The organism is Agromyces sp. GL_144 (assembly GCF_057834305.1).
Map to the genome: position 1 here is coordinate 1,250,340 of NZ_CM174399.1, position 25,703 is coordinate 1,276,042.

Below are 25,703 nucleotides of genomic sequence, written 5' to 3' on the forward strand. Positions count from 1 at the left end.
GCAAGGTGAAACGGGTGCTTGGCTAGGCGGTCGTCGCCTGTGGGTGGTTCGGGTGATTCGGGTGATTCGGGTGGAGCGGTCCCTCGGCTTCCCCCGCCGTGTGTCCGGCTGGAGAAGCCGACGACATCGAAACGCGCTCTGCGGCGATCAAAGCAGCCGAGGGGGCTCGCCGGAAGCGGTGGGGCACGCTGTTCACAGCCTCTTCAGGCGGTCGATACACCCCCGACACAAACGGCTCGTGCGCGCCCCCCGAACGGGGGCGGGATCGCTCGGATACCGGGTGACGCGGTTCAGGGACGAGCGAGTGCGAGCACCATCTCGTGCCGCGCGGACCACGAGTTGGCGTCGATGAAGTCGAGGCGATCGGCCTCGCGGGTGCGGCCGAGGCCGAGCGCCGAGTCCACCACGTCGGCGAAGTCCGCGACGCCCTCGACGAGCAGCACGCGGTCGTCGATGCCGCGCACCGGCGGAAGGTCGATCGAGACGACCGGCACGCCCGCCGCGAGGTACTCGTAGACCTTGAGGGGGCTCATCGCCTCGGTGAGCGGGGTGCGGCGATGCGCCAGCAGGCACACGTCGGCGTTGCGCAGCGTCGCGACGAGCTCCGCCCTGGCGACGCTGGGGTGCAGGTGCACGTTCGCGAACGGACGCAGGCTCGCGACGTACCGGGGATCGGGCAGCGGGCCGAGCAGCACGACGTGCACGTCGGGTCTGCGCGTGGCCAGGTCCGCGATGCCGGGCACGTCGAGACGGGAGTCGAGCGTGCCCACGTAGACCGCACGCGGACCGGGGATCTCGGCGAACCACGCCGGCGGATCGGGGAGCGGCCCGAGCCACTCGTCGGGCTCGACGCCGTTCGGCACGACGATCGCCGGGCCCGTCGGCGCGATGCGATCGATGATCTCGGCCGACACGGCGGCGACCGGGCGACCGGTGGCCCCGATGCGCCGGTACGCCTCCCGGTACGCCGGCCAGTAGGCCCGTCTCGCCGGGGAGCTCGACCAGTCGTCGCGGGCGAAGAAGGTCGCGCCCGACGCCCAGCCGAACGGCGCGAAGCCGGCCACGAGCGGATTCGTCGTGAGCACGCTGGGGGAGACGAGGCCCAGCCGGCCGGCGGCGCGTTCGAGCGACCGGTCGTAGCGGGCGTACTCCGCCGCGATGCCGGGCAGGTCGACCGGGTCCCCCCGCCGCAGCCTCGCGGGCCGGTGATAGCCGACGCGCGCATCGGACGGGAACCGCACGTCGCGATCCAGCAGCGGGGCCGCCGCGACCCGCGGCAGCCAGCGGAACGGATCGGCGACGAGCAGCCGACGCACCTCGGGGCTGCGCATGAGGCTGGACAGGATGCGGTCGGGCGGGCGCATCATGCCCCGGCGCACGGCGTCGGGATACGTCTCGTAGCTGAACGTGAACACGTAGTCGGCCGGGGTCGGCGGCATCGGCCGGCCCGCGGCATCCGCTTCGGATCGCTCGTCGGAGACGGCGTAGGGGGCGTCGGAGTGCTCGCTCACGCGGCCAGCTCCCTGATCACCCTGGCCGGCGCGCCGGCGACGACGCTGCGCGGCGGCACGTCCTCGCGCACGACCGAGTTCGCGCCGACGACCGCGCCCGCCCCGATCGTGACGCCCGGCATGATCACGGCGTTCTGCCCGATCCACGCCCCCCGGCAGATGCGGACGGGGGCGACCCGGTCCAGCGGTTGGTCGCGGATGAACACGTCGGGCTGGTCGAAGCCGTGCGTGTGATCGGAGATGTACACGCCGCGGGCGATGGCGACGCCGTCCTCGAGGACGACGCTCTGCACGGCCGAGATCGAGGTCTGGTTCATGCGCACGCGATCGCCGATGACGATCGTCGGCGTGGGGCCGTCGAGGCGCGGGACGATCAGCCAGGAGCCCGGGCCGATGAGCACGTCGGAACCCACGGCGATGCGGTGCGCGTTGCCGACCCGGAACGGGAGCAGGATCCGCGTTCGGGCGCCGAAGCTCGCGAAGCCCGTCGACGCGACCCTCGAGAAGATCGCGTCGCGCGCCCGCTGCATGAGCAGCATCAGGTCCAGACCGTTCACATCCGCCTCCCCATGTGGCGGAACCCCGACCTGGTGCCCGAGTCCGAGTACGTCGATCGAGCGTCCGTCTTCGGCCGAGTCGCCAGCCCGCTCAGCGTAACCTTCACGGGGGTCGGAGCGAGGGCCGCGACCCGATTGTTTACCCGGAGGTAACAGTCCGCTCCATTCGCGGCAGGCCGACGAGGTTGCGACCGGCGAGCGTGCGCACCTCGCCCAGCCGCTCGGCGATCGTGCGCGAGAGCGCGTCGGCGTCATCGGCCGTGGCCGCGGCGGCCGGTGCGAGGTCCTCGGCCAGGCGATCGCTCGCCACGCACAGCTGCGGCAGGCCGAAGAGGTCCATGAGCCCCTCGACCTTGCCCTGCGTGGCCACCGTCACCGCCGGCACGCCGTGCATGAGGCTCATGACCGCGAGGTGCATGCGGCCGGTGACCGTGAGCCGCGCCCGCGCGGTCAGCCCGCGGATCGCGGCCGGGGTCAGGAGCCGGTCGACGAGCACGACACCGGGGTCGTCGGCGAACCGCTCGGCGACGGCGCGGCAGAGCGGCAGGTCGTCGGCGCCGGGCCGGGAGACGTGGGGCACGAGCAGCACGCCGTGGCCGCGATCCCGGAGCGTGCGCACGACCTCGAGGTACGGCTCGAGGCCGCCGCCCGACGGCACCAGGCCCGAGAAGTTCACGAGTGCGAGCGGGCCGGGCACGCGATCGGCCCACGCCGCGGCGCTCTCGGCATCGACGCTGCCGGCGAGGAAGACGATGTCGGCGCCGTCGGCCACGGGGGCGATGCCGTCGGCCCGCGCCCGCGCCGCAGACCTCGGGTCGCGCAGGACCATGGTGACGCCGTGCGCGGCGGCCTCGCGCACGGCGCGCGCGGCGGTCGGATGCGGTGCCGCGTTCCAGCTGAACCCGAGCACCCTCGCATCGATGCCGACCTCGGCGACGCGGCGTGCGAGGTTCGCGCGGTTCGCCGACGCCCGGTACCCGTAGCCGCCGTCCATCACGTCTGCTCCCACGACCGAGAACGAGGTCGCCGTGCGCAGCAGCGCCCTGAAGGCCCGCACGTCGCGGGCGTGCCCGACGAGATCGCCGTAGACGAGCGAGAGCAGCGGCACGATCCGCACCCGCTCGTCGTCGATCGCGTAGTCGGCCGGCCGACGGCAGATCACGCTCACGCGCCCCGAGACGTTCTCGATGAACGCCTCGACGAGGGCCTGGTCGCCGATGTTGCCGCCGCCGGCCGGGGCGAGCAGCACGTGGTGCTCCCCGTCGCGCACGCCGGCGACGTGCCGCCGGGCGAGCAGCACGCGGTCGGCGGCGGCGAGCAGCCCCGGCGCCCGCAGCGGCTGGGAGAGGCGTTGCCGGAGTGCGCCGAGTGCGGCCATCGAGGATCCTTCCGGTGGCGTGGGATGCAGCGCGGGTCGCTGACAGGCGCACAGCATATCCACACCCGGATGCCGCCCCCTGGCCTGGGGGTGCACGGGGAGCAAGCCGTAACATGCGCGCAACACCACGTGTGCGTGGTGTTCAACAACGCTCCATATGCTCGCCCTCACCACCGAAGGCTCCGTCATCGACGGTGTGCCCGTCGGGGGTCGACAGGGGAGGGGGCCGATGTGGTGACGACCAGCACGTTCGTCGACGTCATGACGCGTGCGGCGGCGACCGCCGGCGAAGCGCGGGGGTTCCGGTTCTACTCGAGCCAGAGCGATTCCGAGTTCGTCTCGTACGCCGCCCTCGACCGGCGGGCACGCGCCGACGCCGCGGCGCTGGTCGCGGGCGGGCATGCGGCCGGCGAGGTCGTGATCCTCGCCTTCGATCCGGGGCTGGCCTTCCTGCGTGCGCTGTACGCGGCCTTCTACGCCGGACTCATCGCGGCACCCGTGCCGGTGGCGGCGCTGCGCCAGCCCGGTGCGGCGCTCCGCCGCCTCGAGGCGATCATCGCCGACTCCGGCAGCCGCCTCGTGCTGACCGACGGCACCGCGCTCGCCGCGGTGGGCGTCGAGCCGGGGGACTCGCCCGCCGATGCGACGGTCGTGCAGGTCACGAGCCTCGAGCAGGGGGCGGATGCCGCGGAGTGGACGCCGCCGCCCATCGGCGCCGACTCGCTCGCCCTGCTGCAGTACACGTCGGGATCGACCGGCACGCCGAAGGGCGTCATGGTGAGCCACGGCAACCTCGTGGCGAACGAGGCCGCGATCACGGCCGCCGTCGGCATCACCGCCGAGTCGCGCACCATGGGGTGGTTGCCGCACTACCACGACATGGGGCTGGTGGGGCAGTTGCTCCAGCCGATCTCGGTCGGGGCCGACAGCGTCTTCACCTCGCCGAGCCAGTTCCTGCGGCGTCCGCTGCTCTGGCTCCGCCTCATCAGCGAGCACCGCTCGACCCACACCGTCGGCCCCGACTTCGCCTACGGCCTCTGCACGAGGCTCGTCACCGACGAGCAGCTCGCGTCGCTCGACCTCTCGTCGGTCGAGGGCGTCATCACGGGCGCGGAGCCGGTGCGCAGCTCGACGCTCGCCGCGTTCTCCGAGCGGTTCGCCGCCGCCGGCTTCGACGGGCGCGCCTTCATCCCGGCCTACGGCATGGCCGAGACCACCCTGCTCGTGACGGCGAGCGTGCGGCCCTGGCCGGTCGAGCCCATCCGGGTCGACGCCGGCGGCGTCGAGTCCGGCGAGCTGCACGAGCCCTCGCCCGGCGGTCGGGCCGTCGAGCTCGTCTCGTGCGGGCCGGCGGCCGCGGGCCACGAGGTCGTGATCGTCGACCCGGCCTCGGGCCTTCGGGCCTCGGAGGGCGCCATCGGCGAGATCTTCGTGCGCGGGCCGAGCGTCGCCCGGGGCTACTGGGGGCGACCCGACGAGACCGAGCGCGTGTTCGGCGCGACCGTCGTGGGCGAGCCCGACGACCGTCGCCACCTCCGCACGGGCGACCTCGGGTCGCTCGTCGACGGCGAGCTCGTCATCACCGGCCGCATCAAGGACCTCATCATCATCCGCGGCCGCAACCTGTATCCCCAGGACCTCGAGACGACCGCAGGGGGCTTCCTGCACTCCGGATGCCTCAGCGCGGCGTTCGAGGGTCTCGCGTCCCAGCCCGCGGTCGGGCTCGTCGCCGAGGTCGACTCGGCGCGCGTGCCGCTCGAGGAGCTCGAACGGCTCGCCGAGCAGGTGCGGCGCAGCGTCGTCGACGAGTACACGCTGCCCGAGCTCGGCATCGCGTTCATCCGCAAGGGCACCCTGCCGCGTACGACGAGCGGCAAGGTGCAGCGCGCGCTCACGAGGTCGCTGCTCGCCGACGAGCGGCTCGCGACCGTGCTGAGCGTGGGCTTCGACCGGAGCGCGGCATGACCGCGCCGATGTCCGGGGCGATGCCGGCGACCACGTCGGTCTCCGCCCGTCTCGACCGGGCATCGGTCCGCGCATTCGACGCGTTCCTCGGCCGCGCAGACGAGTTCGGCTCGGTGATCTCGATCGAGCGATCGATCGACCTCGACGAGGCATCCGCATTCCCGGGCGACGCCGTCGCCGCCGTGGACGGCTGGGGCCTGGCGCGCGCCTACGTGCCCGAGGCGCACGGCGGAGGGCTCGGCGACGTGCTCGTGCCCATGATGATGATCAGGCGCCTCGCGAGCCGCGACCTCACCGTGGCCGTCGCCCACGGCAAGACGTTCCTCGGCGCCGTCGGGGCGTGGATCGCCGGCGGGCCGATCGCCGGCGACATGGCGGATCTCGTGCTCGCGGGGCATCCGGTGTCGTGGGGGCTCACCGAGCAGGGCCGCGGGTCGGACCTCTCGAACACGGCCACGACCGCCGTGCTCGGCGAACGCCTCAGCGTCACGGGCGTGAAGTGGCCCGTGAACAACGCCACCCGCGGTCGCGCGATGACGGTGCTCGCGCGCACCTCCGACCAGCCCGGACCGCGATCGCTCTCGCTCGTGCTGGTCGACAAGCAGCGCATCGACTCGCGCGCGCTCGCGTACCGGCCGAAGGTCGCGACGCACGGCATCCGCGGCGCCGACATCAGCGGACTCGAGCTGCGGGGCGCGGTCCTCGAGCGTGATCGACTCGTCGGCGAGCCGGGTCACGGACTCGAACTCGTGCTGAAGAGCCTGCAGCTCACGCGGCCCCTCACCACGGCGCTCTCGCTCGGGGCGGCCGACCACGCGGTCGCCATCGCGACGGAGTTCGCGTCCTCGCGCCGGCTCTTCGGACGACGGCTCGGCGACCTGCCGACGGCCCGCGCGACCCTCGGCACCGCGATCGCGGACTCGCTCCTCGCCGAGGCCGTGATGTACGCGGGAGCCCGCGGCGCGCACCGCACGCCTGACGAGATGTCGCTCGTGAGCGCCCTCGTGAAGTTCCTCGTGCCCGACACGGTCGACCTGCTGTTCCGGGACCTCACCGCGTTCGTCGGGGCGCGCTCGCAACTGCTCGGCATCGCCGGTGCCGGTGCGTTCCAGAAGGCCGCGCGCGACAACCGGGTCGTCGGCATCTTCGACGGCAACTCGGTCGTGAACCTGAACATGATCGTCAACGAGCTCCCGGCGATCGCTCGGGCCGCCGAGCCCGTCGACGTCGAGGGCCTCGTCGCCGACTTCGCGTTCGAGGGCGATGACGGCTGGGTCGACACCGCCCGCCTGCGCCTCGTCACCAAGCGCGGCTCGCGACTGCTGCGCGGGCTTCCGGCCCTCGTCGAGCTGCTCGGCGCACGTCGGGCGGCCCGGCCGGCGAGGCGCATCGCGACCGAGTTCGCCCGTCTCGTCGCCGAGGCCGGCGCCGCCCCGCGGGAATCGGCGCCGTCGGCGGCATCCTTCGACCTGGCCGAGCGCATCGCCCTCTGCTTCGGTGCCGCGTGCGCGATCGCGACCGAACTGGCCTCGCCGCAGCGGGGGAGCGCGCCGTCCGAGATCCGCCTGGCCGCGGTCCTCGATCGATTGGCGGTACGCCTCGGGCTGCAGGCCTCGACCGCCGCCTCGGCGTCGGCCGCCGTGCTCGCCGACCTCGCCCTCGAGGAGGCGGGCCGCGCACGCACGGTCTCGATGCTCGACGCGTGGGCGGAGGCCGCATGACGATGCTCGATCGCACCGGCGCTCCGAAGCTCCCGAGGCTTCCGGATGCCGCGACCCCGCCGGAAGACCTCGACGAGCTCTTCGGCGACCCGCGGCATCCGGGGCCGTTCGACCACGCCTCGATCGTGGCCGATGACGACGCCCGGCGCCTGAGCTCGGCCGCGGAGTCCCTGCTCGACGAGTGGGGCGCCGCGGCGGAGTTCGTGCCGGCCTCGCTCGGCGGCCGATGGGTCTCCACCGAAGACCTCGTGCGCCGCTGGCGCCCCATCTTCCGGCGCGATCCGGCGCTCGGCCTCGGCTACGGCGTCACCTCGCTCATGGCGGCGCTCAACGTCTGGGTGGCCGGCGACCCCGCACAGCGCGGCGAGGTCGCCGCCCGGCTGCTGCGCGGCGAGCGCATCGCCGTCGGCTTCCACGAGCTCGACCACGGCAACGACCTGCTGGCGAACGGGTTCACGGCGCGCCCCGACGGCGACGGGTGGGTGCTCGACGGCGTCAAGCAGGTGATCAACAACGTCGACCGCGCCGAAACCGTGCTCGTGATGGCGAGGACCTCGCCGGAACCCGGGGCCAGGAGCCATTCCCTGCTGCTCTGGCACAAGGATGCCGCGACCCGGCCCTTCGTCGACACGAGTCGTCGCGTGCTCACGGCGGGCATGCGCGGCTGCCGCATCGGCGTCGCCCGGTTCGACGGCCTGCCGCTGTCGTCGACCGCGGTCGTCGGCGCCACCGGGACCGCGGCGCAGACGGCGCTCACGGCGTTCCAGGTGAGCCGGGCCGTCATCCCCGCGCTGGCCGTGGCGACCGTCGACGCGACCCTCGACCTGGCCGTGCGCTACGGGCGCGAGCGATCGCTCTACGGCGGGGCGGTGCTCGACCTTCCGCATGCGAGGGCGCTGCTGGCCGGAGCGATGGCCGACCTCTGGCTCGCCGACGCCCTGAGCGCGGTCGTCGTGCGGGCGCTCCACCTGGCGCCCGCCGAGTGCCTCGTGCTGACGGCGGCGTCGAAGTACCTCGTGCCGCAGCTGCTGCAATCGGCGATGCAGGACCTCTCGGTGCTCTTCGGATCGACCTTCTACGCCAGGGTCGCACCGTACGACATCGTCGAGAAGTTCGTGCGCGACCTGGCCGTCGTGCCCATCGGGCATGCGGGCTCCACGGCGTGCCTGCTCACGATCCTGCCGAACCTCCCGGCGTGGGTGCGCCGATCGCGGCGCACGCAGGCGACGGATCCCGACCTGTTCCGCCTCGGCGCGCCGCTGGACGAGCTCGACTTCTCCCGGCTGTCGCTCGGGGCGGGCTCGAGCGACCCGCTCGGTGCCGCGCTGACCGACGACTCGGTGCGTGCCCGGCTCGATCCGGCCTCGGCGTCGGCCGTCGCGGGCCTTGCCGACGAGCTCGAACGGCTTCGAACCGAGATCGCGGAGGTGTCGCCCTCGCTCCTCGGAGCGGATGCCCCGCCCGAGGCGTTCGCGCTCGCGCACCGGCTCACGCTGCTCCTCGCAGGCGGGGCCTGGGCCGGCGTCTGCGCGCACGCGCCGTCGGGTTCGGCGCTGCACGACGACCTCGTGCGCGCGGCCGTGTTCGCCCGCCTCGAGGCGCGGCTGGCCGGCCGCGTCGTCCCGCTCGACCCGCGTGCCGTCGATCACCTCGTCGGCATCGCCTCGGACCGCGTCGACCGCGGCTCGAGGTTCACCATCTCGGAGACGACGGCGTCGCCCGCGCTTCCCCACGAAGAAGGAGAGACCAGATGACCACGACGGATGCCCCGACCATCGAGACCTGGCTGATGGCACGTGTCGTCGCCTACGGCAAGGTCGACGCCGGCACGTTCGACGCCTCGACCCCGCTCGCCGACCTCGGCCTCGACTCGGTCTACGCGCTCACCCTCTGCGGCGACATCGAGGACGAGTTCGACCTCGACGTCGACCCGACGATCGTCTGGGACCACCCGACGATCGGCGAACTCGCCGAGGGCATCTCCGAACGGCTCACCGCGGCGTGATCGAGCTTCGCCGACGCGAGCCGGCCACCGCACCGGGCGAGCGGGCCAGGGCATTCGGCGAGGCCGACGGCCTGTGGTGGATCGTCGGGGACTGGATCGCCCGGGTTCCCCGCCCGATCGCGGCTCCGCCGGAGGCATCCGCCCCTGAAGCCCGTCGACGGCTGATCGACGCCCGGCGCGCGATCGGGCGGGCGTGGGCGCGAGAACTCGTGACCGAGCGGCTCGACGGTTCGTGGCCAGGCTTCGTCGAGCATCGCGCCGGCGAGAAGCCGCGGCTGCGCGGCGAGCACGGCCTCGACGTCGGCATCTCGCACAGCGGGCCGACCATGCTCGTGGCCGTCGGTCGCGGCGGGCGCATCGGCGCAGACGTCGAGGCGGCGCCGTTCGACGCGTTCGCGAGCTCCGCGCTGCTGCGCCGGATGTGCTCGCCCGGCGAGCGCGAGGTCTTCGAGTCGCTGTCGGCGGGCCAGCATCGACGGCGCGCGCTCGCCCGCGCCTGGACGATCAAGGAAGCCGTGCTGAAGGCCCGCGGCATCGGCCTCGCCGGGGACCCGCGCGCCGTCGCCGTCGACGCCGGCTCGATCTCGGCGGCGGTGACCGTCGTGCCCGCGGCGGAGGCCCCGACCCGGCCGGAGTCGTCGATCGTGCGCCTCATCGGCCGAACCGTCGAGGTCGTGCACCCGCGGACCTGACGCGCGCACCCTCGACTCGTGCTGCAGGAGATCAGGACACATCCCCGGCTGCGGGCAGGGACAGAGCCTCATCTCCCACACACGACGTATCGGCGAACGCGACCTGGCAAGCGCGACCTGGCAAGCGCGACATGGCAAGGGCGACCTGGCAAGCGCGACCTGGCAAGCAAGAAGGCCCCCGCTCTCGCGGAGGCCTTCTGCGTGTCTCGAAGAGAGACAGTGTGTGTCGGGGTGACAGGATTTGAACCTGCGACCTCGTCGTCCCGAACGACGCGCGCTACCAAGCTGCGCCACACCCCGGTGCCCTTGCGGGCCTCAACAAGGATAGCCGATAAACCGAGGCGCTCCGACCACGACGGCGATGCCCGCGCACCGACCGGCGCTGTGCGAGAAGATCACGAGCGGATGCCTCGCGCGACGCGCCCTCAGCGCGACGGGACGAGCGTGAGCAGCGTGGCCTCTGGCGGGCAGGCGAAGCGCACGGGCGCGAAGATCGAGGTGCCGAGTCCGGCCGACACGTTGAGGAAGGCCGAGCGCAGGCCGTGGCGCCAGACGCTCAGGCCCTTGACCTGGTCGCGCGGGATGTCGCAGTTGGTGACGAGCGCGCCGAATCCGGGCACGCAGACCTGGCCGCCGTGGGTGTGGCCCGCGAGGATGAGCTGCGCGCCGTGGTTCACGAACGAGTTCAGCACGCGCTGGTACGGGGCGTGCGCGACGCCGACCGTGACCGTCGGCCGGGGCTGTGCCGCGGATGCCGCATCGGGCCACGACTCGTCGCCGAGCGGGTCTTCGGCGCGCAGGTCGTCGATCGCGCTGGTGATGAGGTCGAGCCGGTCGAAGCCCTTGTGCGGGTCGTCGACGCCGAAGAACTCGAAGTGGGTGCCGCGCAGGTCGAGCGTCGTCGCGGTGTTGTCGAGGTCTTGCCAGCCGAGTTCGCCGAAGTACTCGTGCAGTGCCGCGATGTCGAGCCGCGTGCTGCGGGGCACATGACCCGACGGACCCGCGAAGTAGAGGAACGGGTTCTTCGGAACCGGGCCGAAGTAGTCGTTCGACCCGTTGACGAAGACGCCGGGGATTCCGCGGAACGGCTCGAACGCCGCCCGGATGCCCTCGAGGCCGCGCTCGTGGCCGAGGTTGTCGCCCGTGTCGACGACGAGGTCGGGCTCGAGTTCGGCGAGCCCGCGAACCCACGCCTGCTTCTCACGCTGCCACGGAGCCATGTGCAGGTCGGAGAGGTGCAGCACCTTGATCGGCCGGGAACCGGCCGGCAGCACGGGCACCTCGACGCGGCGAAGGGTCCAGCGCTTGCGCTCGACGAGCGAACCCCACGCGAACGCGGCAGCGCCGGCCGCGCCGATCGCGATGGCGATCTGCGCGGCCGGCGCGAGACGTGCGCGGGTCAACCGCCGCCGCCGGGGAGGGCGCCGTCGGTGCCGCCGTCGCCACCGCCGTCAGTTCCGCCGTCGGTGCCGCCGCCGTCACCGCCGTTGCCGCTGTTGCCCGACTTCTTGCCGATGCCGATGGTGATCGTGTCACCGGGCTTCGCCGTGCCGTCGGCACCGGGGTTCTGCGAGACCACGAGGCCGACCTTGCTGTCGTCGGTCGTGTCCTCGTTCGTGCGCTTCACCTTGTAGCCGGCCTGCTTCAGCGCGGCCTCGGCCTGGTCGGCCTGCGTGCCGACCACGTTCGGCACGGCGCTGAGGTTTCCCTTGCTGACCTTGAGCATGATCTGCGAGCCACGAGGTGCCGTGCCGGAGGCGCTGGCCCATCCGATGGTGCCCTTCGGCTGGGCCGAGTCGATCTCGCCGTCGAGCGCGACGCCGAAGCCGGCGTCCGTGATCGCCTTCTGCGCGGCGTCGGGTGCGAGTCCGAGCACGTCGGGCACGTTCGCCTGCGGCGCGGTGAGGAACTCGCTCTTGGGCTCGGGGAACGGGTCGCCGCCGTATTTCATGTTCGCGAAGTCCATGACGCGCGGCCAGATGTTGTGGCGCAGCACCGCCGCCTGCTCGCCGTTGATGTACGTGTTGCGCAGGTTGACGTGGCCGGTGGCGTTGTAGACGCCGACCACGGTCGCGACCTTCGACGAGGCGCCGCTCATCCACGTGGCCTCGTTGTTGTCGGTGGTTCCGGTCTTGCCGATCATCGGGGTGCCCGCCGTGTCCATGCGGCCACGGGACGAGGTGCCCGTGCCCTCGGTCATGACGCGCTGCAGCGCGTAGTCCATGCCGGCTGCGACGTCGGCGGTGATCGCCTGCGTGCAGGTCGACTTCGGCGAGGGCTGGTCTTCGCCGTCGGCGTTCGTGATCCTGTCGATGGCGATGGGCGTGCAGGACACGCCGCCGCCCGCGAACGCGGCGAACGCGGTCGCCATCGAGAGCGGGGCGACCTCTTCGGTGCCGAGCACCGCGGAGGGCTGGAAGGTCCAGTCGGTGCCGGCCGGAGTGCCGAGCTCGCCGCCGTCGGCACGGCCGGCGCTCATGAGCGCGGTCGCGGTGTTCTTGATGCCGCAGAGGTCGAGCTGCTTCGCCATGGCGACGAAGCCCGTGTTCTCGGAGTTGATGGTGTTGAACAGCGCGGTCCAGAACCCACCGTTGCCGCCCTCGTCGTTGCCGGGATCCCAGCCGCCGACATCCACCGGGCCGTTGCAGCTGTCGTTGAACGAGCCCCAGTTGCTGCGCTTGGTCGCGTTCATGCTCTCGTTCAGCGAATGACCCTCGATGAGCCATTCGGCGAGCGTGAACGTCTTGAACGTCGAGCCGGGCTGGAAGCCGCTCGAACCGCCGTAGTCGATGCCCGAGTTGTAGTTGACGGCGGAGTACTGGTCGCCGGTCACGTCGGGGTCGACGTTGTAGTCGGTGTTCTGCACCATCGCGAGGATGCGCCCGGTGCCGACCTCGACCGAGACGACCGAGCCGCCGAGGTCCATCTCGGGGATCGTCGACGGGACGTTCTCTCGAATGGCCTGCGTCGCGACGTCCTGCATCTCCATGTCGATGGTCGTGTAGATGTTCAGGCCACCGCGCGAGAGCATCTCGGCGCCCTCGTTGACGTCGGGCGTCGAGGCGTCGTCGAGCTTGTCCTTGATCTCCCACGTCACGTAGTCGCAGAAGTACGCGTAGTACGGAGAGGCCTGGCAGCCGCTGGTGGGCTCCTGGATCACGGGCTCCACGGGAGTCGCGACGGCGGCGTCGTAGTCCTCCTGCGTGATCTTCTTCTCCTTGAGCATCTCTTTCAAGATGTAGTCGCGGCGATCCTTGTTGGCGGCGTACGGCACGTTCTCGCCGTCGACGACCGTGTTCGCGCCGTTCGTCTCGCTGTCGGGGTAGTCGAGGCGGAACTTCTCGGGCCAGTTGACGATCGCGATGAGGCTCGCCGCCTGCGGCAGCGTCAGGTCTTTCGCATTGGTGCTGAAGTAGTACTCGGCGGCCGCCTGCACGCCGTAGACCGTTCCGCCGAACGCGGCGATGTTCAGGTAGCCCTTGAGGATGTCGTCTTTGGAGTACTTCTTGTCGACCGAGATCGCGTAGCGCATCTCTTTCAGCTTGCGCTCGGGGGTGGGCGCGGTCGCCTCGTCGATGGCGGCCTGCCGCTCCTCCTCGGACGTCGCCTTGTTCAGGCCGTTGTTCAGCAGCACGTTCTTCACGTACTGCTGCGTGATCGAGGAGCCGCCTCGCTGCGGGCCTCCGGGGATGAACTCGTTGACGACGGCGCTCATCGTGCCCTTGATGTCGATGCCGCCGTGCTCGTAGTACCGCGGATCTTCGCCGGCGACCGCGGCGTCCTTCAGGTACTGCGAGATGTATTCGAAGTCGACCTCTTCGCGGTTGTCCTCATAGAACGACGTGATGGGCGCGTACGTGCCGTCGGGCTTGGTCGCGTAGATCGTGGACTTCTGCGCGAGCTCCTCGATGTCGAGGAATCCGGGGAGGTTCTCGAACATCGTGATGCTGTTGTTGGCGGCCAGTCCGGTGACGGCCAGCGCGGGGGTCACCGCGGCGGTCACGAGCACGCCGGCGAGAGCGCTCATGCCGACGAATCCGAGGATGCCGGAGCCGAGATCGCTCATCGAACGTTTTTGGGCAGACATATAGTGGAGCTTAACGGAGAAGGCTGGCAAACCACGGCACGGACGCTGGGGAAACCCGATGTGTCCGCTTCGGCGTGCGCCACGAAACCGAACCGACTTCCGCACCCGCGACGTAGAGACGAGGTTCCCATGGTCACCTGGGAGTACATCACCACCCCGCTGCTCATCCACAACACGGCCGCGATCCTGAACAACTGGGGATCCGAGGGGTGGGAGCTCGTGCAGATCGTGCAGGGGCCCGAGGGCGGCCTCGTCGCGTACCTCAAGCGTCCGATCGGCGACTCGGCCTCGGCCGCGGCATCCGCCGGTGCAGCCGCGGCAGCCCAGGCCGCGAAGGCCTTCGAGGGCGAGGGGCGCGCCTGATGGCCGGCTTCGAGGCACGGCTCGCCGAGCTCGGCATCGAGCTGCCGGATGTCGCGCCGCCGGTGGCGGCCTACATCCCCGCCGTCGCGACCGGCTCCCACGTCTACACGTCGGGCCAGCTGCCCTTCACCGCCGGTGCGCTGCCGGCCACGGGCAAGGTCGGCGACGGCCACGGACTCGTGCCCGCCGACGACGCCAAGGCGTACGCGCGCACGTCGATCCTCAACGCGCTGGCCGCGGTGCGCGCCGAGATCGGCTCGCTCGACCGCATCACGCGCATCGTGAAGGTCGTCGGCTTCGTGGCCTCCGATCCGTCGTTCACCGGCCAGCCCGGCGTCATCAACGGCGCCTCCGAACTGCTCGGCGAGGTCTTCGGCGAGGCCGGGCGGCACGCCCGTTCGGCCGTCGGCGTCGCGGTGCTCCCGCTCGACTCGCCCGTCGAGGTCGAGCTCGTCGTCGAGTTCGCGTAGCCCGAACCCGCGTCCTCCGCTCGGCCGCGCTCGGCCGCGCCTACCAGGCGCCGACCGGCTCGATGCCCTCGGCCTCCAGCGCGGCACGGAACACGTCGTCGCGCAGCATCCGCAGCTCCCAGGCGCGCGTCGTGCCGTCCGGGCCCTCGAGTGCGCCCTCCGGCGCCGGATGCAGGAACAGCTCGCTCGTGCCCTCCGGCAGCGCGGCGAGCTGTCGCAGCGTCTGCTCGCGCAGCGCCTCGAAGGCACCGAGTCCGGCGGCGCCCAGCCGATTCGTGATCATCGCGGCCGGGATCGGCACGCCCGCGGCATCCGCCGCCTCGACGGCCATGGCGTGCAGGCGCACGAGCTCGGGCGGCAGGCCGCTGCCGAAGTACGGAGCGGGGTCGCGTGGCAGCCGGAGCCCCATGCCGTGCCGCGCGCAGAGCGCCAGTGCCTCGCCGATGAAGCTCCGACCGGCGAGGCCGTAGAGCGTGCCGGCGTGCGAATCGAGTGCCGGCGGGCGGATGCCGCGTTCGGTGAACCACGACAGCTGCGCCGCGAGCTCGGCCGCGACCTCGCCCGGCGCCGCATCGCGACCCACCGTCGACGGGTCGAGGGGGAGCGTGCCCCCAGCGTCGATGAGCGAGGGTCCGGCGGCGAGCGGATGCCACGGCGGCACGCCCCGTTCGCTCGAGAGCGTCGCATGCACGCGTGGCACCAGGCCGGCCCGGACGACGGATGCCACGGCGTCGGCGGCGTGCGGCGACACGGCGATGGCCGTGGTGGCCGTGATGAACCCCTCGGCGGCGAGCCCGGCGATGGCGCGGTCGGTGGCCGGGTCGCGGCCGAGGTCGTCGGCGGTGATGACGAGACGTCTCATCGGGGCACCCGGCCTTCAGTTCACGGTCTCGTCGTCGGCGGCGTTGGCCACGGTCGTCGAGACGGTGGTCGCGGCATCCGCCTCGGCCTCGGCCGGCCCCTCCGGCACGCGGATGACGCGGGCGAGCACCGCGCCGATCGCGCACAGCAGGAACGGGTACACGCAGAGGTAGAAGCGGTAGGCGAGGTCGGGGGCCGTGCCGGGGTCGTCGCCCGAGTTGTAGCCGAAGAACACGCCGAGCGAGGCGAGGGCGAGACCCGTGACGATGCCGTTCAGGCGGCCGAAGAAGCCGAACGCCGAGAGGAACAGGCCCTCGCGATGCTCGCCGTGGCGGCGCGAGTCGTCGTCGAGCACGCGCGCGACGATGAGGTCGTTCGTGGCGAGCATGCCCGAGTAGCCCGCGCCGACGAGCACGCCCGCGAGGATCGCCGTGACGAGGTCGTTCGCGAAGAAGAGCGGCACGAAGCTCAGGGCGAGCACGATGAACGCGAGGCGCCAGGTGAAGGCCGCCCCGCGCCGGCGCACGACGCGCGTCCAGACGAACAGGCCGCCGACGGAGAAGAGGATGACGACGGCCTGCAGGTAGAGCGCGTTGGCCACCGGGAGCCCGAGCGAGTAGCGCACGTACAGCTGCAGGCCCGAGAGCACGAGGGCCATCGCCGTCGCATAGCAGGCGCCGGCGACCCCGATGCTCCAGAACGCCCGGTTCTTCACGATCGCGCCGAGCGAGGCGAGGAACCGCGGGCGTGCGTCGGTCGCGTAGCGCGGGTTCTCCTTCGCGCTGAACGCCATGAAGAGGATCACGACGACCGCGATGGCGCCGTAGATGATCGCCGTCGTCTGGAAGCCGACCGTGGTGTCCTCGGTGCCGAAGACGCTCGTCGTGAGCAGCGGCGTCACGGCGAGCGAGATCACGAGCGCGACGAGCTGGAAGCCCTGCCGCATCGAGTTCGCGACCGCTCGGCGGCGCTCCTGCGGGAAGAGCTCGGGCAGCAGCGCGCCGTAGTTCGCGTTCAGCATGGAGTCGAACGCCTCGCAGGCGATCGCGAACACCGCGAACCAGATGACCAGGCCGAGGCCGTCGAGCGAGTCGGGCGCCGAGAAGAAGCCGATCATCGAGGCCGCGAGCAGCGGCGCCCCGATCACGAGCCACGGGCGGCGCCGGCCCCAGCGCGTGCGCGTGCGGTCGGAGAGGTAGCCGAGCACGGGATTGTCGATCGCGTCGATGATCGCGTAGACGACCATGACCGCGGCGTAGACGCGCACGTCGAGCCCGAGGATGTCGACGTAGTAGAGGATCATCGACCCCTTGATCATGTTGATCGGGATCGAGGTGCCGAACATGCCGACGGCGTAGCGCCACGGGGCGGTGGCGCGGGGTGCCGGAGCGGGCGCGGCTGGGGGAGGCGTCGTCTGGGCGCGGTCGGTCATCATCGTCCTTCGCTGGGGGTGCGGAAATGTTACGACATTCTGAGGATCCATGGGTGAACGGGAGCCGAACGCCGCAGCCGGGAACGGTGTCGGATGCCGCGCCTAGACTTGGAGGGACATGACGCTGATCCTCGACCCCGACGACCCGGCCGGCTGGCGCGAGGCGCCCGCCGCGGCTTCCGGCTCCCCCGCGACGCCCGGTGCCCCTGCGACATCCGCCGGCCACGCGGCATCCGGCAGCCGCTTCACCGACGGCCTGAATCCAGAGCAGCGCGAGGCGGTCGAGTACCGCGGGCAGGCGCTGCTCATCGTCGCGGGCGCGGGCTCCGGCAAGACGCGCGTGCTCACGCACCGCATCGCCGGGCTCATCGACAGCCGCGAGGCGTGGCCGAGCCAGATCCTCGCCATCACGTTCACGAACAAGGCCGCGGCCGAGATGCGCGAGCGCGTCGAGAGCCTGCTCGGCGAAGGCGCCTCAGGCATGTGGATCTCGACGTTCCACTCGGCCTGCGTGCGCATCCTGCGGCGCGAGGCCGAGGCCATCGGCCTGTCGTCCACGTTCACCATCTACGACTCGGCCGACACCCGCACGGTGCTCAAGCGCATCATCAAAGAGCTCGACGCCGACACCATGGGCTTCACGCCCGCGAGCGCGCAGTCCAAGATCTCCAAGCTCAAGAACGAGCTCTCCGACGTCGAGTCCTACGCGCGCAACGCGAACATGAACGACCCGCAAGAGGTCATGTTCCTCGAGATCTTCCGGCAGTACACGCGGCGACTGCGCGCGGCCAGCGCGCTCGACTTCGACGACCTCATCGCCGAGACCGTCTACCTGTTCCGCGCCTTCCCGAACGTCGCCTCGCTCTACCAGCGCCGGTTCCGGCACATCCTGGTCGACGAGTACCAAGACACCAACCACGCGCAGTACTCGCTCATCCGCGAGTTCACGCAGCCCGTGTCGCCCGATCGCGTCGCCGAGATGGCCGACCACGGGTTCAACGTCAGGGGGGTCACCGACGCCACGGGCGGCATCCCGGGTGCGAGCCTCACGGTCGTCGGCGACTCCGACCAGTCGATCTACGCGTTCCGCGGGGCCGACATCCGCAACATCTCCGAGTTCGAGCGCGACTTCCCCGGCGCCAAGGTGGTGCTGCTCGAGCAGAACTACCGCTCGACCCAGAACATCCTCTCGGCCGCCAACGCCGTCATCTCCAACAACTTCGACCGCAAAGACAAGAAGCTCTGGACGGCCGTCGGCGACGGCGACAAGATCACCGGGTACACGGGCTACACCGCGCACGACGAGGCCCAGTTCGTCGCCGACGAGATCGAGGCCCTGCATCGCACCGGCGTCGCCTACCGCGACATCGCCGTGTTCTACCGTACCAACGCGCAGACGCGTGCGCTCGAAGAGATCTTCGTGCGCTCGGCGCTGCCCTACCGCGTGGTCGGCGGCACGAAGTTCTACGAGCGCGCCGAGATCAAAGACGCCATGGCCTACCTCATCTCGGTGGCCAACCCGCTCGACGAACTCGCGCTGCGGCGCATCCTGAACACGCCCAAGCGCGGCATCGGGCCGGCGACCGAGACCGCACTGTCCGGTTTCGCCGAGGCCAACGGCCTCACGTTCCGCGAGGCGATGCGCTCGGCCGACGCGCTCGGGCTCGGGCCCAAGGTCACCGGGGCCATCATGGCGCTCGCGAAGGTGCTCGACGAGGCCGCGGCCATGCTCGTGCCGTCGTCGGCGGGCATCGAGGCCGGCACCAACGAGGGCGCGTCCAAGGTCTCCGACGTGCTCGTGTTCCTGCTCGAGAAGTCGGGGCTCATCGACGCACTCCGCAACAGCCGCGACCCGCAAGACGAGACCCGCGCCGAGAACGTCGACGAACTCGTTGCGCAGACGCGCGACTTCGACCGCGACAACCCGCAGGCCACGCTCGTCGACTTCCTCACCCAGGTCTCGCTCGTGGCCGCCGCCGACGAGCTCGACGACGCCTCGGGCACCGTGTCGCTCATGACCCTGCACACGGCCAAGGGGCTCGAGTACCACGCGGTGTTCCTCACCGGGCTCGAAGAGGGGCTGCTGCCGCATCAGATGTCGGCGTCCGAGCCGGGCGGCCCTGCCGAAGAGCGCCGCCTGTTCTACGTCGGCATCACCCGCGCCAGGCAGCGCCTCTACATCTCGCTCGCGATGAGCCGCGCCCAGTTCGGCGAGGTCGCCGTCGCGATGCCTTCGCGCTACCTGCAAGAGATCCCCGAAGACCTCGTCGACTGGAAGCAGTCGCCCGGTATGGCGACCTCGCGCGGCGGCACCCGGCCCCGCGCGCTGAACGCGCGGCCCGGCCAGGGCGGGTCGTGGGGCACGCGCGATCGCGACCTCGAGCGCTTCAGCGTCACGGCGTCCGCCAAGCCCAAGGCCGAATGGGCCAACCGCGTCACGGGCACCGTGCGCGACAACGGCGACCTCACGCTCGAGGCGGGCGACCGCATCCGCCACGTCGACTTCGGCGAGGGGCGCGTCAACCAGGTCACCGGCGAGGGCACCAAGCGCATCGCCCACGTGAGCTTCGACAGCGCGGGGCAGAAGAAGCTGCTCATCAAGATCGCCCCCATCGAGAAGCTCTGAGCACCCCGATGGCCTGGCCGATCCGCTCCACCCGCGCGGTGTACGAGAACCCCTGGATCCGCGTCGTCGAAGACGAGGTCGTTCGACCCGACGGCGAGACCGGCATCTACGGCGTCGTCGAGATGCGGCACGACGCCGTGTTCGTCGTGGCCATGACCGACGACGACGAGGTGCTGCTCGTCACGGTCGACCGGCACACCGTCGGCACCTCGATCGAGGTGCCCGCCGGCGGGTCCGACGGTGAAGACCCGCTCCTCGCCGCACGGCGCGAGCTGCTCGAAGAGACCGGGTACGAGGCCGAGCACTGGGCCGGCATCGGCTTCATGACGGCGCTCAACGGCATCGCCAAGGCGCCGGAGCACGTGTTCCTCGCGACCGGGCTCCGGCCCGCGGCATCCGCCCTGCACTCGCAGACCGAAGAGGGCATCAGCCAGGTGCGCGCGGTGCCGTGGCCGGAGGTCTGGCGGCTCGTGCGTTCCGGCGAGATCACCGACGGCGAGACGATCGCCGCGCTCGGGTTCGCGGCGGTGCATCTGGGCCGCATCTCGTGAGCCCCGCGCGGGCTGCCGGCCGGTGGTGGCGGGAGTTCCGCACCCTCGACGTCGAGGTCGCCCTGCGTGCGGCCATCGCCGCGGCCGTCCCGCTCGCCGTGCTCGTCGCGATCGGGCGCACCGACTACGCGGCCTACGCCGCATTCGGCGCCATGACCGCGATCTTCGGTCGCAGCGAGCCGTACCGCACCCGCGTCCGCACGGTCACCACGGCGGCGGCCGCCCAACTCGCGGCCACCGGGCTCGGCATCCTGCTCGCGGCGACGGCGGCCCCGATCGCGGTCGAGGCGGTCGTGCTCGCGGTGCTCATCGCCGCCGTGATCGTCGCGTTCAACCTGCTGGGCGTCACGCCGTCGGGCCCGCTGTTCGCGGTCTTCGGCCTGCTCGTGTGCGCCGCCCAGCCCGTCGACGACGGCACGGGTTGGCAACGCTGGGGCGTCGCGTGGGCGGCCGCCGGGTTCGCCTGGCTGCTCGCGATGTCGGGATGGCTCCTGCGTCGTGCAGCCCCGCCACGCACGAGCGCCGTGTTCCGCGAACTGGCCCGGCGCACGCCGATGCGCATGCGCGTCTGGTCCGACCCGCGGCTCCGACTCAACGTCGTGCAGAACGTCGTGGCCGCGCTCGTCGCCGGCGCGATCGCGATCGCCCTCGGCCTCGGGCACCCGTACTGGGCCGTCGTCAGCGCCGTCGCCGTGATCCCGCCCGCGCGAGCGGCGCATACCGCGCAACGGGCCGTGCACCGGGTCGTCGGCACCCTGATCGGCGTCGTCGTCACCGGACTCGTGCTCTGGCCCGGGCCGCCGCCGTGGGTGCTCATCATCGTGATCGCGCTCTGCCAGTTCGGCGCCGAGATCCTCGTCGGCCGGCACTACGGGGCGGCGCTCGTCTTCGTCACGCCGCTCGCCCTCACGGTCGTGCACCTCGCCTCGCCCGCGCCGCTCGTGGGGCTGCTGGCCGACCGCGTGCTCGAGACCGTGCTCGGCGCGGCCGTCGGCCTGCTCGCCGTGCTCGCCGCGCGGCGCTTCGTCGAGCTGCGGCCGATGCCGCCGCCGACCGGCACCATGCCGAGCGTCGGGCCGCAGCGCCCCTGACGCGTGCGCGTGCCGGGTGCCCGAGCTGCGGCATCCGATCGCCTGCAGCCGGGCGCCGGGTCGCGGCATCCGATCGCCGTGAGACGAGCACGAGCCGCGGCATCCGACGCCCGTGAACCGGCAATGAGCCCGATGTCCACCGCACGCACGATTCTGAGGGCTCCCGCAAGCGGAGTAGCATGGACGACGGTCCCGTATCTCTCGACTTCGAGAGACTTTCGCGGGGCGACACCCACCAGCCACTGTGCGCGGTCGCGCGTGCGGACCGATTGGAAGTAGAGCGTGGATCTTTACGAGTACCAGGCCAGAGACCTGTTCGAACAGTACGGGGTGCCGGTGCTCCCTGGCATCGTCGCCGACACCGCCGAAGAGGTGCGTGCAGCCGCTGAGAAGCTCGGCGGCGTGGTCGTCGTCAAGGCGCAGGTGAAGACCGGCGGCCGCGGCAAGGCCGGCGGCGTCAAGGTCGCGAAGACCCCCGACGAGGCGTTCGAGGCGGCCCAGGCCATCCTCGGCCTCGACATCAAGGGCCACGTCGTCAAGCGCGTCATGGTCGCCGGCGGCGCCCGCATCGCCCAGGAGTTCTACTTCTCGGTGCTGCTCGACCGCGCCAACCGCTCCTACCTCTCGCTCACGAGCGTCGAGGGCGGCATGGAGATCGAGCAGCTCGCCGTCGAGAAGCCCGAGGCGCTCGCGCGCATCGAGGTCGACCCGATCGCCGGCATCGACGCGGCGAAGGCCCGTGAGATCGCGGTCGCCGCCAACTTCCCGGCCGACCTGGTCGACAAGGTCGCCGACGTCTTCGTGAAGCTCTACGAGGTCTACAAGGGCGAAGACGCGACTCTCGTCGAGGTCAACCCGCTCATCCTCGACGAAGACGGCAACGTCATCGCCCTCGACGGCAAGGTCACGCTCGACGAGAACGCCGAGTTCCGTCACGCCAACCACGCCCTCCTCGAAGACAAGGCCGCGGCCGACCCCCTCGAGGCGAAGGCGAAGGAGCTCGAGCTCAACTACGTCAAGCTCGACGGCGAGGTCGGCATCATCGGCAACGGCGCCGGGCTGGTCATGTCCACGCTCGACGTCGTCGCCTACGCCGGCGAGAACCACGGCGGCGTCAAGCCCGCCAACTTCCTCGACATCGGCGGCGGAGCCTCGGCAGAGGTCATGGCCAACGGCCTCGGCATCATCCTCGGCGACCCGCAGGTCAAGAGCGTGTTCGTGAACGTCTTCGGCGGCATCACGGCATGCGACCAGGTCGCCAAGGGCATCGTCGGCGCGCTCGCCGAGCTCGGCTCGACCGCGAACAAGCCGCTCGTCGTGCGTCTCGACGGCAACAACGTCGTCGAGGGCCGCCGCATCCTCGAGGAGGCCGCGCACCCGCTCGTCACCCTCGCCGAGAACATGGACCAGGGCGCCGACAAGGCCGCCGAGCTCGCGAACGCCGCGTAGTAGAAGAAGGACTGCAGAGCAATGACGATCTTCCTCAACAAGGACTCCAAGGTCATCGTCCAGGGCATCACCGGCGGCGAGGGCTCCAAGCACACCGCGCGCATGCTCGCGGCGGGCACCCAGGTGGTCGGCGGCGTGAACGCACGCAAGGCCGGCACCACCGTGCTGCACACCGACGCCGCCGGCAACTCGGTCGAACTCCCCGTGTTCGCCACGGTGGCCGAGGCCATCGAGCAGACCGGCGCGGATGTCTCGATCGCGTTCGTGCCCCCGGCGTTCACGAAAGACGCCGTGGTCGAGGCCATCGACGCCGAGATCCCGCTCCTCGTGATCATCACCGAGGGCGTGCCCGTTCAAGACTCCGCGGAGTTCTGGGCGTACGCCAAGGAGAAGGGCGACACGACCCGCATCATCGGCCCGAACTGCCCCGGCATCATCAGCCCCGGTGAGTCGCTCGTCGGCATCACCCCGGCGAACATCACCGGCAAGGGCCCGATCGGCCTCGTCTCCAAGTCGGGCACGCTCACGTACCAGATGATGTACGAGCTGCGCGACCTCGGCTTCTCGACCGCCATCGGCATCGGCGGCGACCCCATCATCGGCACGACGCACATCGACGCCCTCGCGGCGTTCGAGGCCGACCCCGAGACGAAGGCCATCGTCATGATCGGCGAGATCGGCGGCGACGCCGAAGAGCGCGCGGCCGATTTCATCAAGGCCAACGTCACGAAGCCGGTCGTCGGCTACGTCGCGGGCTTCACCGCCCCCGAGGGCAAGACCATGGGCCACGCCGGTGCGATCGTGTCCGGCTCGGCCGGCACCGCGCAGGCGAAGAAGGAGGCCCTCGAGGCCGCCGGCGTCAAGGTCGGCAAGACGCCGTCCGAGACGGCGACCCTGCTCCGCGAGGTCTACGCCGCGCTGTAGCAGGCAGGGCGAACGCCGCCGCAGCCGAGAGGCTGCACCGTGGCATCCGCTCGGGGCATTCACGCACCACCGAGAACGCGACTCCCGCCCGGGAGTCGCGTTCTCGCGTTTCGGGCGCGCGCATGCCTGCGTGATCTCGAATGCGAGCAGATGCGACGAGTGCGCGTGTCCGGGAACCGCGCGCTCGTCGCATCTGCTCGCGCTCGTGGTCGGCGACACGGCTCGGCGACACGGCTCGGCGGCAGGGGCCGGCAGGACGCACGGCGGCAGGGCGTCGACGACCCGAAGAGGTGCCTTCTGGCGCAACGGCGCGCGTGCTAGCCTGCGCTCGACGGCCACCCGGGGAGGGGGAGCGATGTCGACGCAGACGGAGCCAGCCGGAACGCACGACGGCAGCGCGGGCAAGGGCCTCGCGGCCGGGACGCTCGGCCTGTGGGGTTCCACGGTCATCGGGCTCGCCTCGACGGCACCCGTCTACTCGCTCGCCGCGACGCTCGGCTTCGTCGTGCTCACGGTCGGCGAGCAGGCGCCCATCGCGTTCATCATCGCGTTCGTGCCGATGCTGCTCATCGCGTTCGCCTACAGAGAGCTCAATCGCGACGTGCCCGACTGCGGCACGACCTTCACCTGGGCGACGAAGGCGTTCGGTCCGTGGGTCGGGTGGATGGGCGGCTGGGGCGTCGCGGTCGCGGGCACCGTCGTGCTCGCGAACCTCGCGCAGATCGGCGGCATCTACTTCTGGCTGCTCGTGGCGCCCGACCTCGCCGAGAACGTGCCGATCGTCACGATCACCGGCGTCGTCTTCATCGCGCTCATGAGCTGGATCAGCTGGCGCGGCCTCGAGATCGGCGAGCGCATGCAGAACGTGCTGCTCGGCGTGCAGTACCTCGCGCTAGTGCTCTTCGTCGTCTTCGCGGGCTGGGCCGTGATCTCCGGCACCGCTCCCGAGGGCTCGACCACGCCGCAGTGGAGTTGGTTCGACCCGTTCGCGTTCTCGTCGTTCGACGGCTTCATCGAGTCCGTGCTGCTCGCCCTCTTCATCTACTGGGGCTGGGACACCTGCCTCGCGCTCAACGAGGAGACCCGCGACCCCAAGCGCATCCCGGGCCGGGCCGCCGTGCTCACGACCGTCATCCTGCTCGTCACCTACGTCGGCGTCACGGTCGCCGCGATGTCGTACTCGGGTCTCGGCGAGACGGGCATGGGGCTCGGCAACGAGGCGAACGCCGACGACGTGTTCTTCGCCGTGAAGGACGCCCTGTTCGGACCGTGGGCGTGGCTGCTCGTCGTGGCGGTCATGATCTCGGCCGTGTCGTCGACCCAGACGACGATCCTGCCGACCGCGCGCGGCACCCTCGCGATGGCGGTCTACAAGGCGCTGCCGAAGCGGTTCGCGACGGTGCACCCCCGCTTCCACACGCCGTCGTTCTCGACGCTGCTCATGGGATTCGTGGCGATCTGCTTCTACGTCGGCATGACGCTCATCAGCGACAACATCCTGCAGGACACGATCCTCTCGCTCGGGCTCGCGATCGCCTTCTACTACGCCATCACGGGGTTCGCCTGCGTCTGGTACTTCCGCAGGACGCTGTTCTCGTCGTGGGCCAACTTCTGGAACCGGCTCGTGTTCCCGCTCGTCGGCGCGGGCCTGCTCACGTTCGCGTTCGTCTACTCGGCGATCGACATGCTCGACCCCGACTACGGGTACACCGTGCTGTTCGGGGTCGGCGGCGTGTTCGTCGTCGGCGTCGGATCGCTCGCGCTCGGCGCCGTGCTCATGGTCGTGTGGTCGTTCTTCCCGCGCTCGAAGCCGTTCTTCCGCGGCGAGTCGCTGAACCGCGACACCGAGGTGCTCGTGCCCGACAGCGAGCAGGTGCAGATCCGCTCGGTCGACGGCGGCATCTGACCCCCCGCAGAATTCAGGAACAAGTGACGTTTATGGGCAACGGTTCGCGGCGGCATCCGCGGGTTTCTGCGGGCGAATGCTCGCGGCATCCTGAATTCTGATCAGCGTGCCGAC

General features: G+C 71.2%; 20 protein-coding genes and 1 tRNA gene. 13 read left to right on the forward strand and 8 right to left on the reverse strand.

The window, feature by feature from the left end:
- Window positions 1-290: 290 nt before the first annotated feature.
- The 3 genes from AC3IPY_RS05585 to AC3IPY_RS05595 form a co-directional block, all read right to left on the reverse strand.
- Window positions 291-1,511, reverse strand: a complete 1,221-nt coding sequence (locus AC3IPY_RS05585) for a glycosyltransferase (RefSeq protein ID WP_489187246.1) — start codon at window positions 1,509-1,511, stop codon at window positions 291-293.
- Window positions 1,508-2,068, reverse strand: coding sequence for an acyltransferase (locus tag AC3IPY_RS05590; protein ID WP_489187247.1), 561 nt, complete (start codon window positions 2,066-2,068; stop codon window positions 1,508-1,510). The genes AC3IPY_RS05585 and AC3IPY_RS05590 overlap by 4 nt, the downstream gene beginning before the upstream one ends.
- A 139-nt stretch (window positions 2,069-2,207) precedes the next feature.
- Window positions 2,208-3,446: a polysaccharide pyruvyl transferase family protein gene (locus tag AC3IPY_RS05595; protein ID WP_489187248.1), complete on the reverse strand. Its 1,239-nt coding sequence runs from the start codon at window positions 3,444-3,446 to the stop codon at window positions 2,208-2,210.
- 234 nt (window positions 3,447-3,680) lie between these two features.
- Here AC3IPY_RS05595 and AC3IPY_RS05600 point away from each other — a divergent pair, with 234 nt between their 5' ends.
- Genes AC3IPY_RS05600 through AC3IPY_RS05620 form a run of 5 tightly spaced genes read left to right on the forward strand, consistent with a single transcriptional unit; the run spans window position 3,681 to window position 9,829 of the window.
- A complete protein-coding gene (locus AC3IPY_RS05600) occupies window positions 3,681-5,411 on the forward strand; it encodes a fatty acyl-AMP ligase (protein WP_489187250.1) in 1,731 nt (576 codons plus the stop codon).
- Entirely contained in the window at window positions 5,408-7,132 is a 1,725-nt protein-coding gene (locus AC3IPY_RS05605; RefSeq protein ID WP_489187251.1) for an acyl-CoA dehydrogenase family protein, read from the forward strand. The genes AC3IPY_RS05600 and AC3IPY_RS05605 overlap by 4 nt, the downstream gene beginning before the upstream one ends.
- Window positions 7,129-8,886: an acyl-CoA dehydrogenase family protein gene (locus tag AC3IPY_RS05610; protein WP_489187252.1), complete on the forward strand. Its 1,758-nt coding sequence runs from the start codon at window positions 7,129-7,131 to the stop codon at window positions 8,884-8,886. Before AC3IPY_RS05605 ends, AC3IPY_RS05610 begins: the two co-directional genes overlap by 4 nt.
- Window positions 8,883-9,137: an acyl carrier protein gene (locus AC3IPY_RS05615; protein WP_489187253.1), complete on the forward strand. Its 255-nt coding sequence runs from the start codon at window positions 8,883-8,885 to the stop codon at window positions 9,135-9,137. The genes AC3IPY_RS05610 and AC3IPY_RS05615 overlap by 4 nt, the downstream gene beginning before the upstream one ends.
- Window positions 9,134-9,829 (forward strand): 4'-phosphopantetheinyl transferase family protein, encoded by a 696-nt coding sequence (locus tag AC3IPY_RS05620; RefSeq protein WP_489187254.1) that lies wholly within the window; start codon window positions 9,134-9,136, stop codon window positions 9,827-9,829. The genes AC3IPY_RS05615 and AC3IPY_RS05620 overlap by 4 nt, the downstream gene beginning before the upstream one ends.
- A gap of 226 nt (window positions 9,830-10,055) precedes the next feature.
- On the opposite strand, the gene AC3IPY_RS05625 is transcribed toward AC3IPY_RS05620, so the two are convergent.
- The 3 genes from AC3IPY_RS05625 to AC3IPY_RS05635 all read right to left on the reverse strand — a co-directional run bounded on the left by AC3IPY_RS05625 (window position 10,056) and on the right by AC3IPY_RS05635 (window position 13,895).
- Window positions 10,056-10,129 (reverse strand) — tRNA-Pro (locus tag AC3IPY_RS05625).
- Window positions 10,130-10,254: 125 nt separating this feature from the next.
- Window positions 10,255-11,232: a metallophosphoesterase gene (locus AC3IPY_RS05630; protein ID WP_489187255.1), complete on the reverse strand. Its 978-nt coding sequence runs from the start codon at window positions 11,230-11,232 to the stop codon at window positions 10,255-10,257.
- Window positions 11,229-13,895: a transglycosylase domain-containing protein gene (locus AC3IPY_RS05635; protein ID WP_489187257.1), complete on the reverse strand. Its 2,667-nt coding sequence runs from the start codon at window positions 13,893-13,895 to the stop codon at window positions 11,229-11,231. Before AC3IPY_RS05635 ends, AC3IPY_RS05630 begins: the two co-directional genes overlap by 4 nt.
- A gap of 150 nt (window positions 13,896-14,045) precedes the next feature.
- On the opposite strand from AC3IPY_RS05635, the gene sp36 reads away from it, so the two are divergent.
- Both sp36 and AC3IPY_RS05645 read left to right on the forward strand, forming a co-directional pair.
- Window positions 14,046-14,279: a Sp36 family protein gene (gene sp36, locus AC3IPY_RS05640; protein ID WP_489187258.1), complete on the forward strand. Its 234-nt coding sequence runs from the start codon at window positions 14,046-14,048 to the stop codon at window positions 14,277-14,279.
- A complete protein-coding gene (locus AC3IPY_RS05645) occupies window positions 14,279-14,749 on the forward strand; it encodes a RidA family protein (RefSeq protein WP_489187259.1) in 471 nt (156 codons plus the stop codon). Before sp36 ends, AC3IPY_RS05645 begins: the two co-directional genes overlap by 1 nt.
- Window positions 14,750-14,789: 40 nt before the next feature.
- Here the strand turns inward: AC3IPY_RS05645 and AC3IPY_RS05650 are convergent, their stop codons facing one another.
- Entirely contained in the window at window positions 14,790-15,611 is an 822-nt protein-coding gene (locus AC3IPY_RS05650; RefSeq protein WP_489187261.1) for a carbohydrate deacetylase, read from the reverse strand.
- 15 nt (window positions 15,612-15,626) lie between these two features.
- Window positions 15,627-17,042, reverse strand: a complete 1,416-nt coding sequence (locus AC3IPY_RS05655) for an MFS transporter (RefSeq protein WP_489187262.1) — start codon at window positions 17,040-17,042, stop codon at window positions 15,627-15,629.
- Window positions 17,043-17,160: 118 nt separating this feature from the next.
- Between AC3IPY_RS05655 and AC3IPY_RS05660 the strand changes: the two genes are divergently transcribed.
- The 6 genes from AC3IPY_RS05660 (at window position 17,161) to AC3IPY_RS05685 (ending at window position 25,589) form a co-directional block, all read left to right on the forward strand.
- Complete coding sequence (locus AC3IPY_RS05660) at window positions 17,161-19,668, forward strand: ATP-dependent helicase (RefSeq protein WP_489187264.1); 2,508 nt, start codon at window positions 17,161-17,163, stop codon at window positions 19,666-19,668.
- 8 nt (window positions 19,669-19,676) lie between these two features.
- A complete protein-coding gene (locus tag AC3IPY_RS05665; RefSeq protein ID WP_489187265.1) occupies window positions 19,677-20,219 on the forward strand; it encodes an NUDIX domain-containing protein in 543 nt (180 codons plus the stop codon).
- Window positions 20,216-21,310, forward strand: coding sequence for an FUSC family protein (locus AC3IPY_RS05670; protein WP_489187266.1), 1,095 nt, complete (start codon window positions 20,216-20,218; stop codon window positions 21,308-21,310). The genes AC3IPY_RS05665 and AC3IPY_RS05670 overlap by 4 nt, the downstream gene beginning before the upstream one ends.
- 282 nt (window positions 21,311-21,592) lie before the next feature.
- Window positions 21,593-22,759, forward strand: coding sequence for an ADP-forming succinate--CoA ligase subunit beta (sucC, locus tag AC3IPY_RS05675; protein WP_489187267.1), 1,167 nt, complete (start codon window positions 21,593-21,595; stop codon window positions 22,757-22,759).
- Between the two features lie 21 nt (window positions 22,760-22,780).
- Window positions 22,781-23,683, forward strand: a complete 903-nt coding sequence (gene sucD / locus AC3IPY_RS05680; RefSeq protein WP_489187268.1) for a succinate--CoA ligase subunit alpha — start codon at window positions 22,781-22,783, stop codon at window positions 23,681-23,683.
- Between the two features lie 355 nt (window positions 23,684-24,038).
- Window positions 24,039-25,589, forward strand: a complete 1,551-nt coding sequence (locus AC3IPY_RS05685) for an APC family permease (protein WP_489187269.1) — start codon at window positions 24,039-24,041, stop codon at window positions 25,587-25,589.
- The last annotated feature ends 114 nt before the right edge of the window (window positions 25,590-25,703 follow it).

Bases quoted from the DNA above. Each gene is read 5' to 3' on its own strand.
- AC3IPY_RS05595 (WP_489187248.1), bottom strand. From the start codon at position 3,446: ATGGCCGCACTCGGCGCACTCCGGCAACGCCTCTCCCAGCCGCTGCGG.
- AC3IPY_RS05605 (WP_489187251.1), top strand. From the start codon at position 5,408: ATGACCGCGCCGATGTCCGGGGCGATGCCGGCGACCACGTCGGTCTCC.
- AC3IPY_RS05610 (WP_489187252.1), top strand. From the start codon at position 7,129: ATGACGATGCTCGATCGCACCGGCGCTCCGAAGCTCCCGAGGCTTCCG.
- AC3IPY_RS05615 (WP_489187253.1), top strand. From the start codon at position 8,883: ATGACCACGACGGATGCCCCGACCATCGAGACCTGGCTGATGGCACGT.
- AC3IPY_RS05635 (WP_489187257.1), bottom strand. From the start codon at position 13,895: ATGAGCGATCTCGGCTCCGGCATCCTCGGATTCGTCGGCATGAGCGCT.
- sp36 (WP_489187258.1), top strand. From the start codon at position 14,046: ATGGTCACCTGGGAGTACATCACCACCCCGCTGCTCATCCACAACACG.
- AC3IPY_RS05645 (WP_489187259.1), top strand. From the start codon at position 14,279: ATGGCCGGCTTCGAGGCACGGCTCGCCGAGCTCGGCATCGAGCTGCCG.
- AC3IPY_RS05650 (WP_489187261.1), bottom strand. From the start codon at position 15,611: ATGAGACGTCTCGTCATCACCGCCGACGACCTCGGCCGCGACCCGGCC.
- AC3IPY_RS05655 (WP_489187262.1), bottom strand. From the start codon at position 17,042: ATGACCGACCGCGCCCAGACGACGCCTCCCCCAGCCGCGCCCGCTCCG.
- AC3IPY_RS05660 (WP_489187264.1), top strand. From the start codon at position 17,161: ATGACGCTGATCCTCGACCCCGACGACCCGGCCGGCTGGCGCGAGGCG.
- AC3IPY_RS05665 (WP_489187265.1), top strand. From the start codon at position 19,677: ATGGCCTGGCCGATCCGCTCCACCCGCGCGGTGTACGAGAACCCCTGG.
- sucD (WP_489187268.1), top strand. From the start codon at position 22,781: ATGACGATCTTCCTCAACAAGGACTCCAAGGTCATCGTCCAGGGCATC.
- AC3IPY_RS05685 (WP_489187269.1), top strand. From the start codon at position 24,039: ATGTCGACGCAGACGGAGCCAGCCGGAACGCACGACGGCAGCGCGGGC.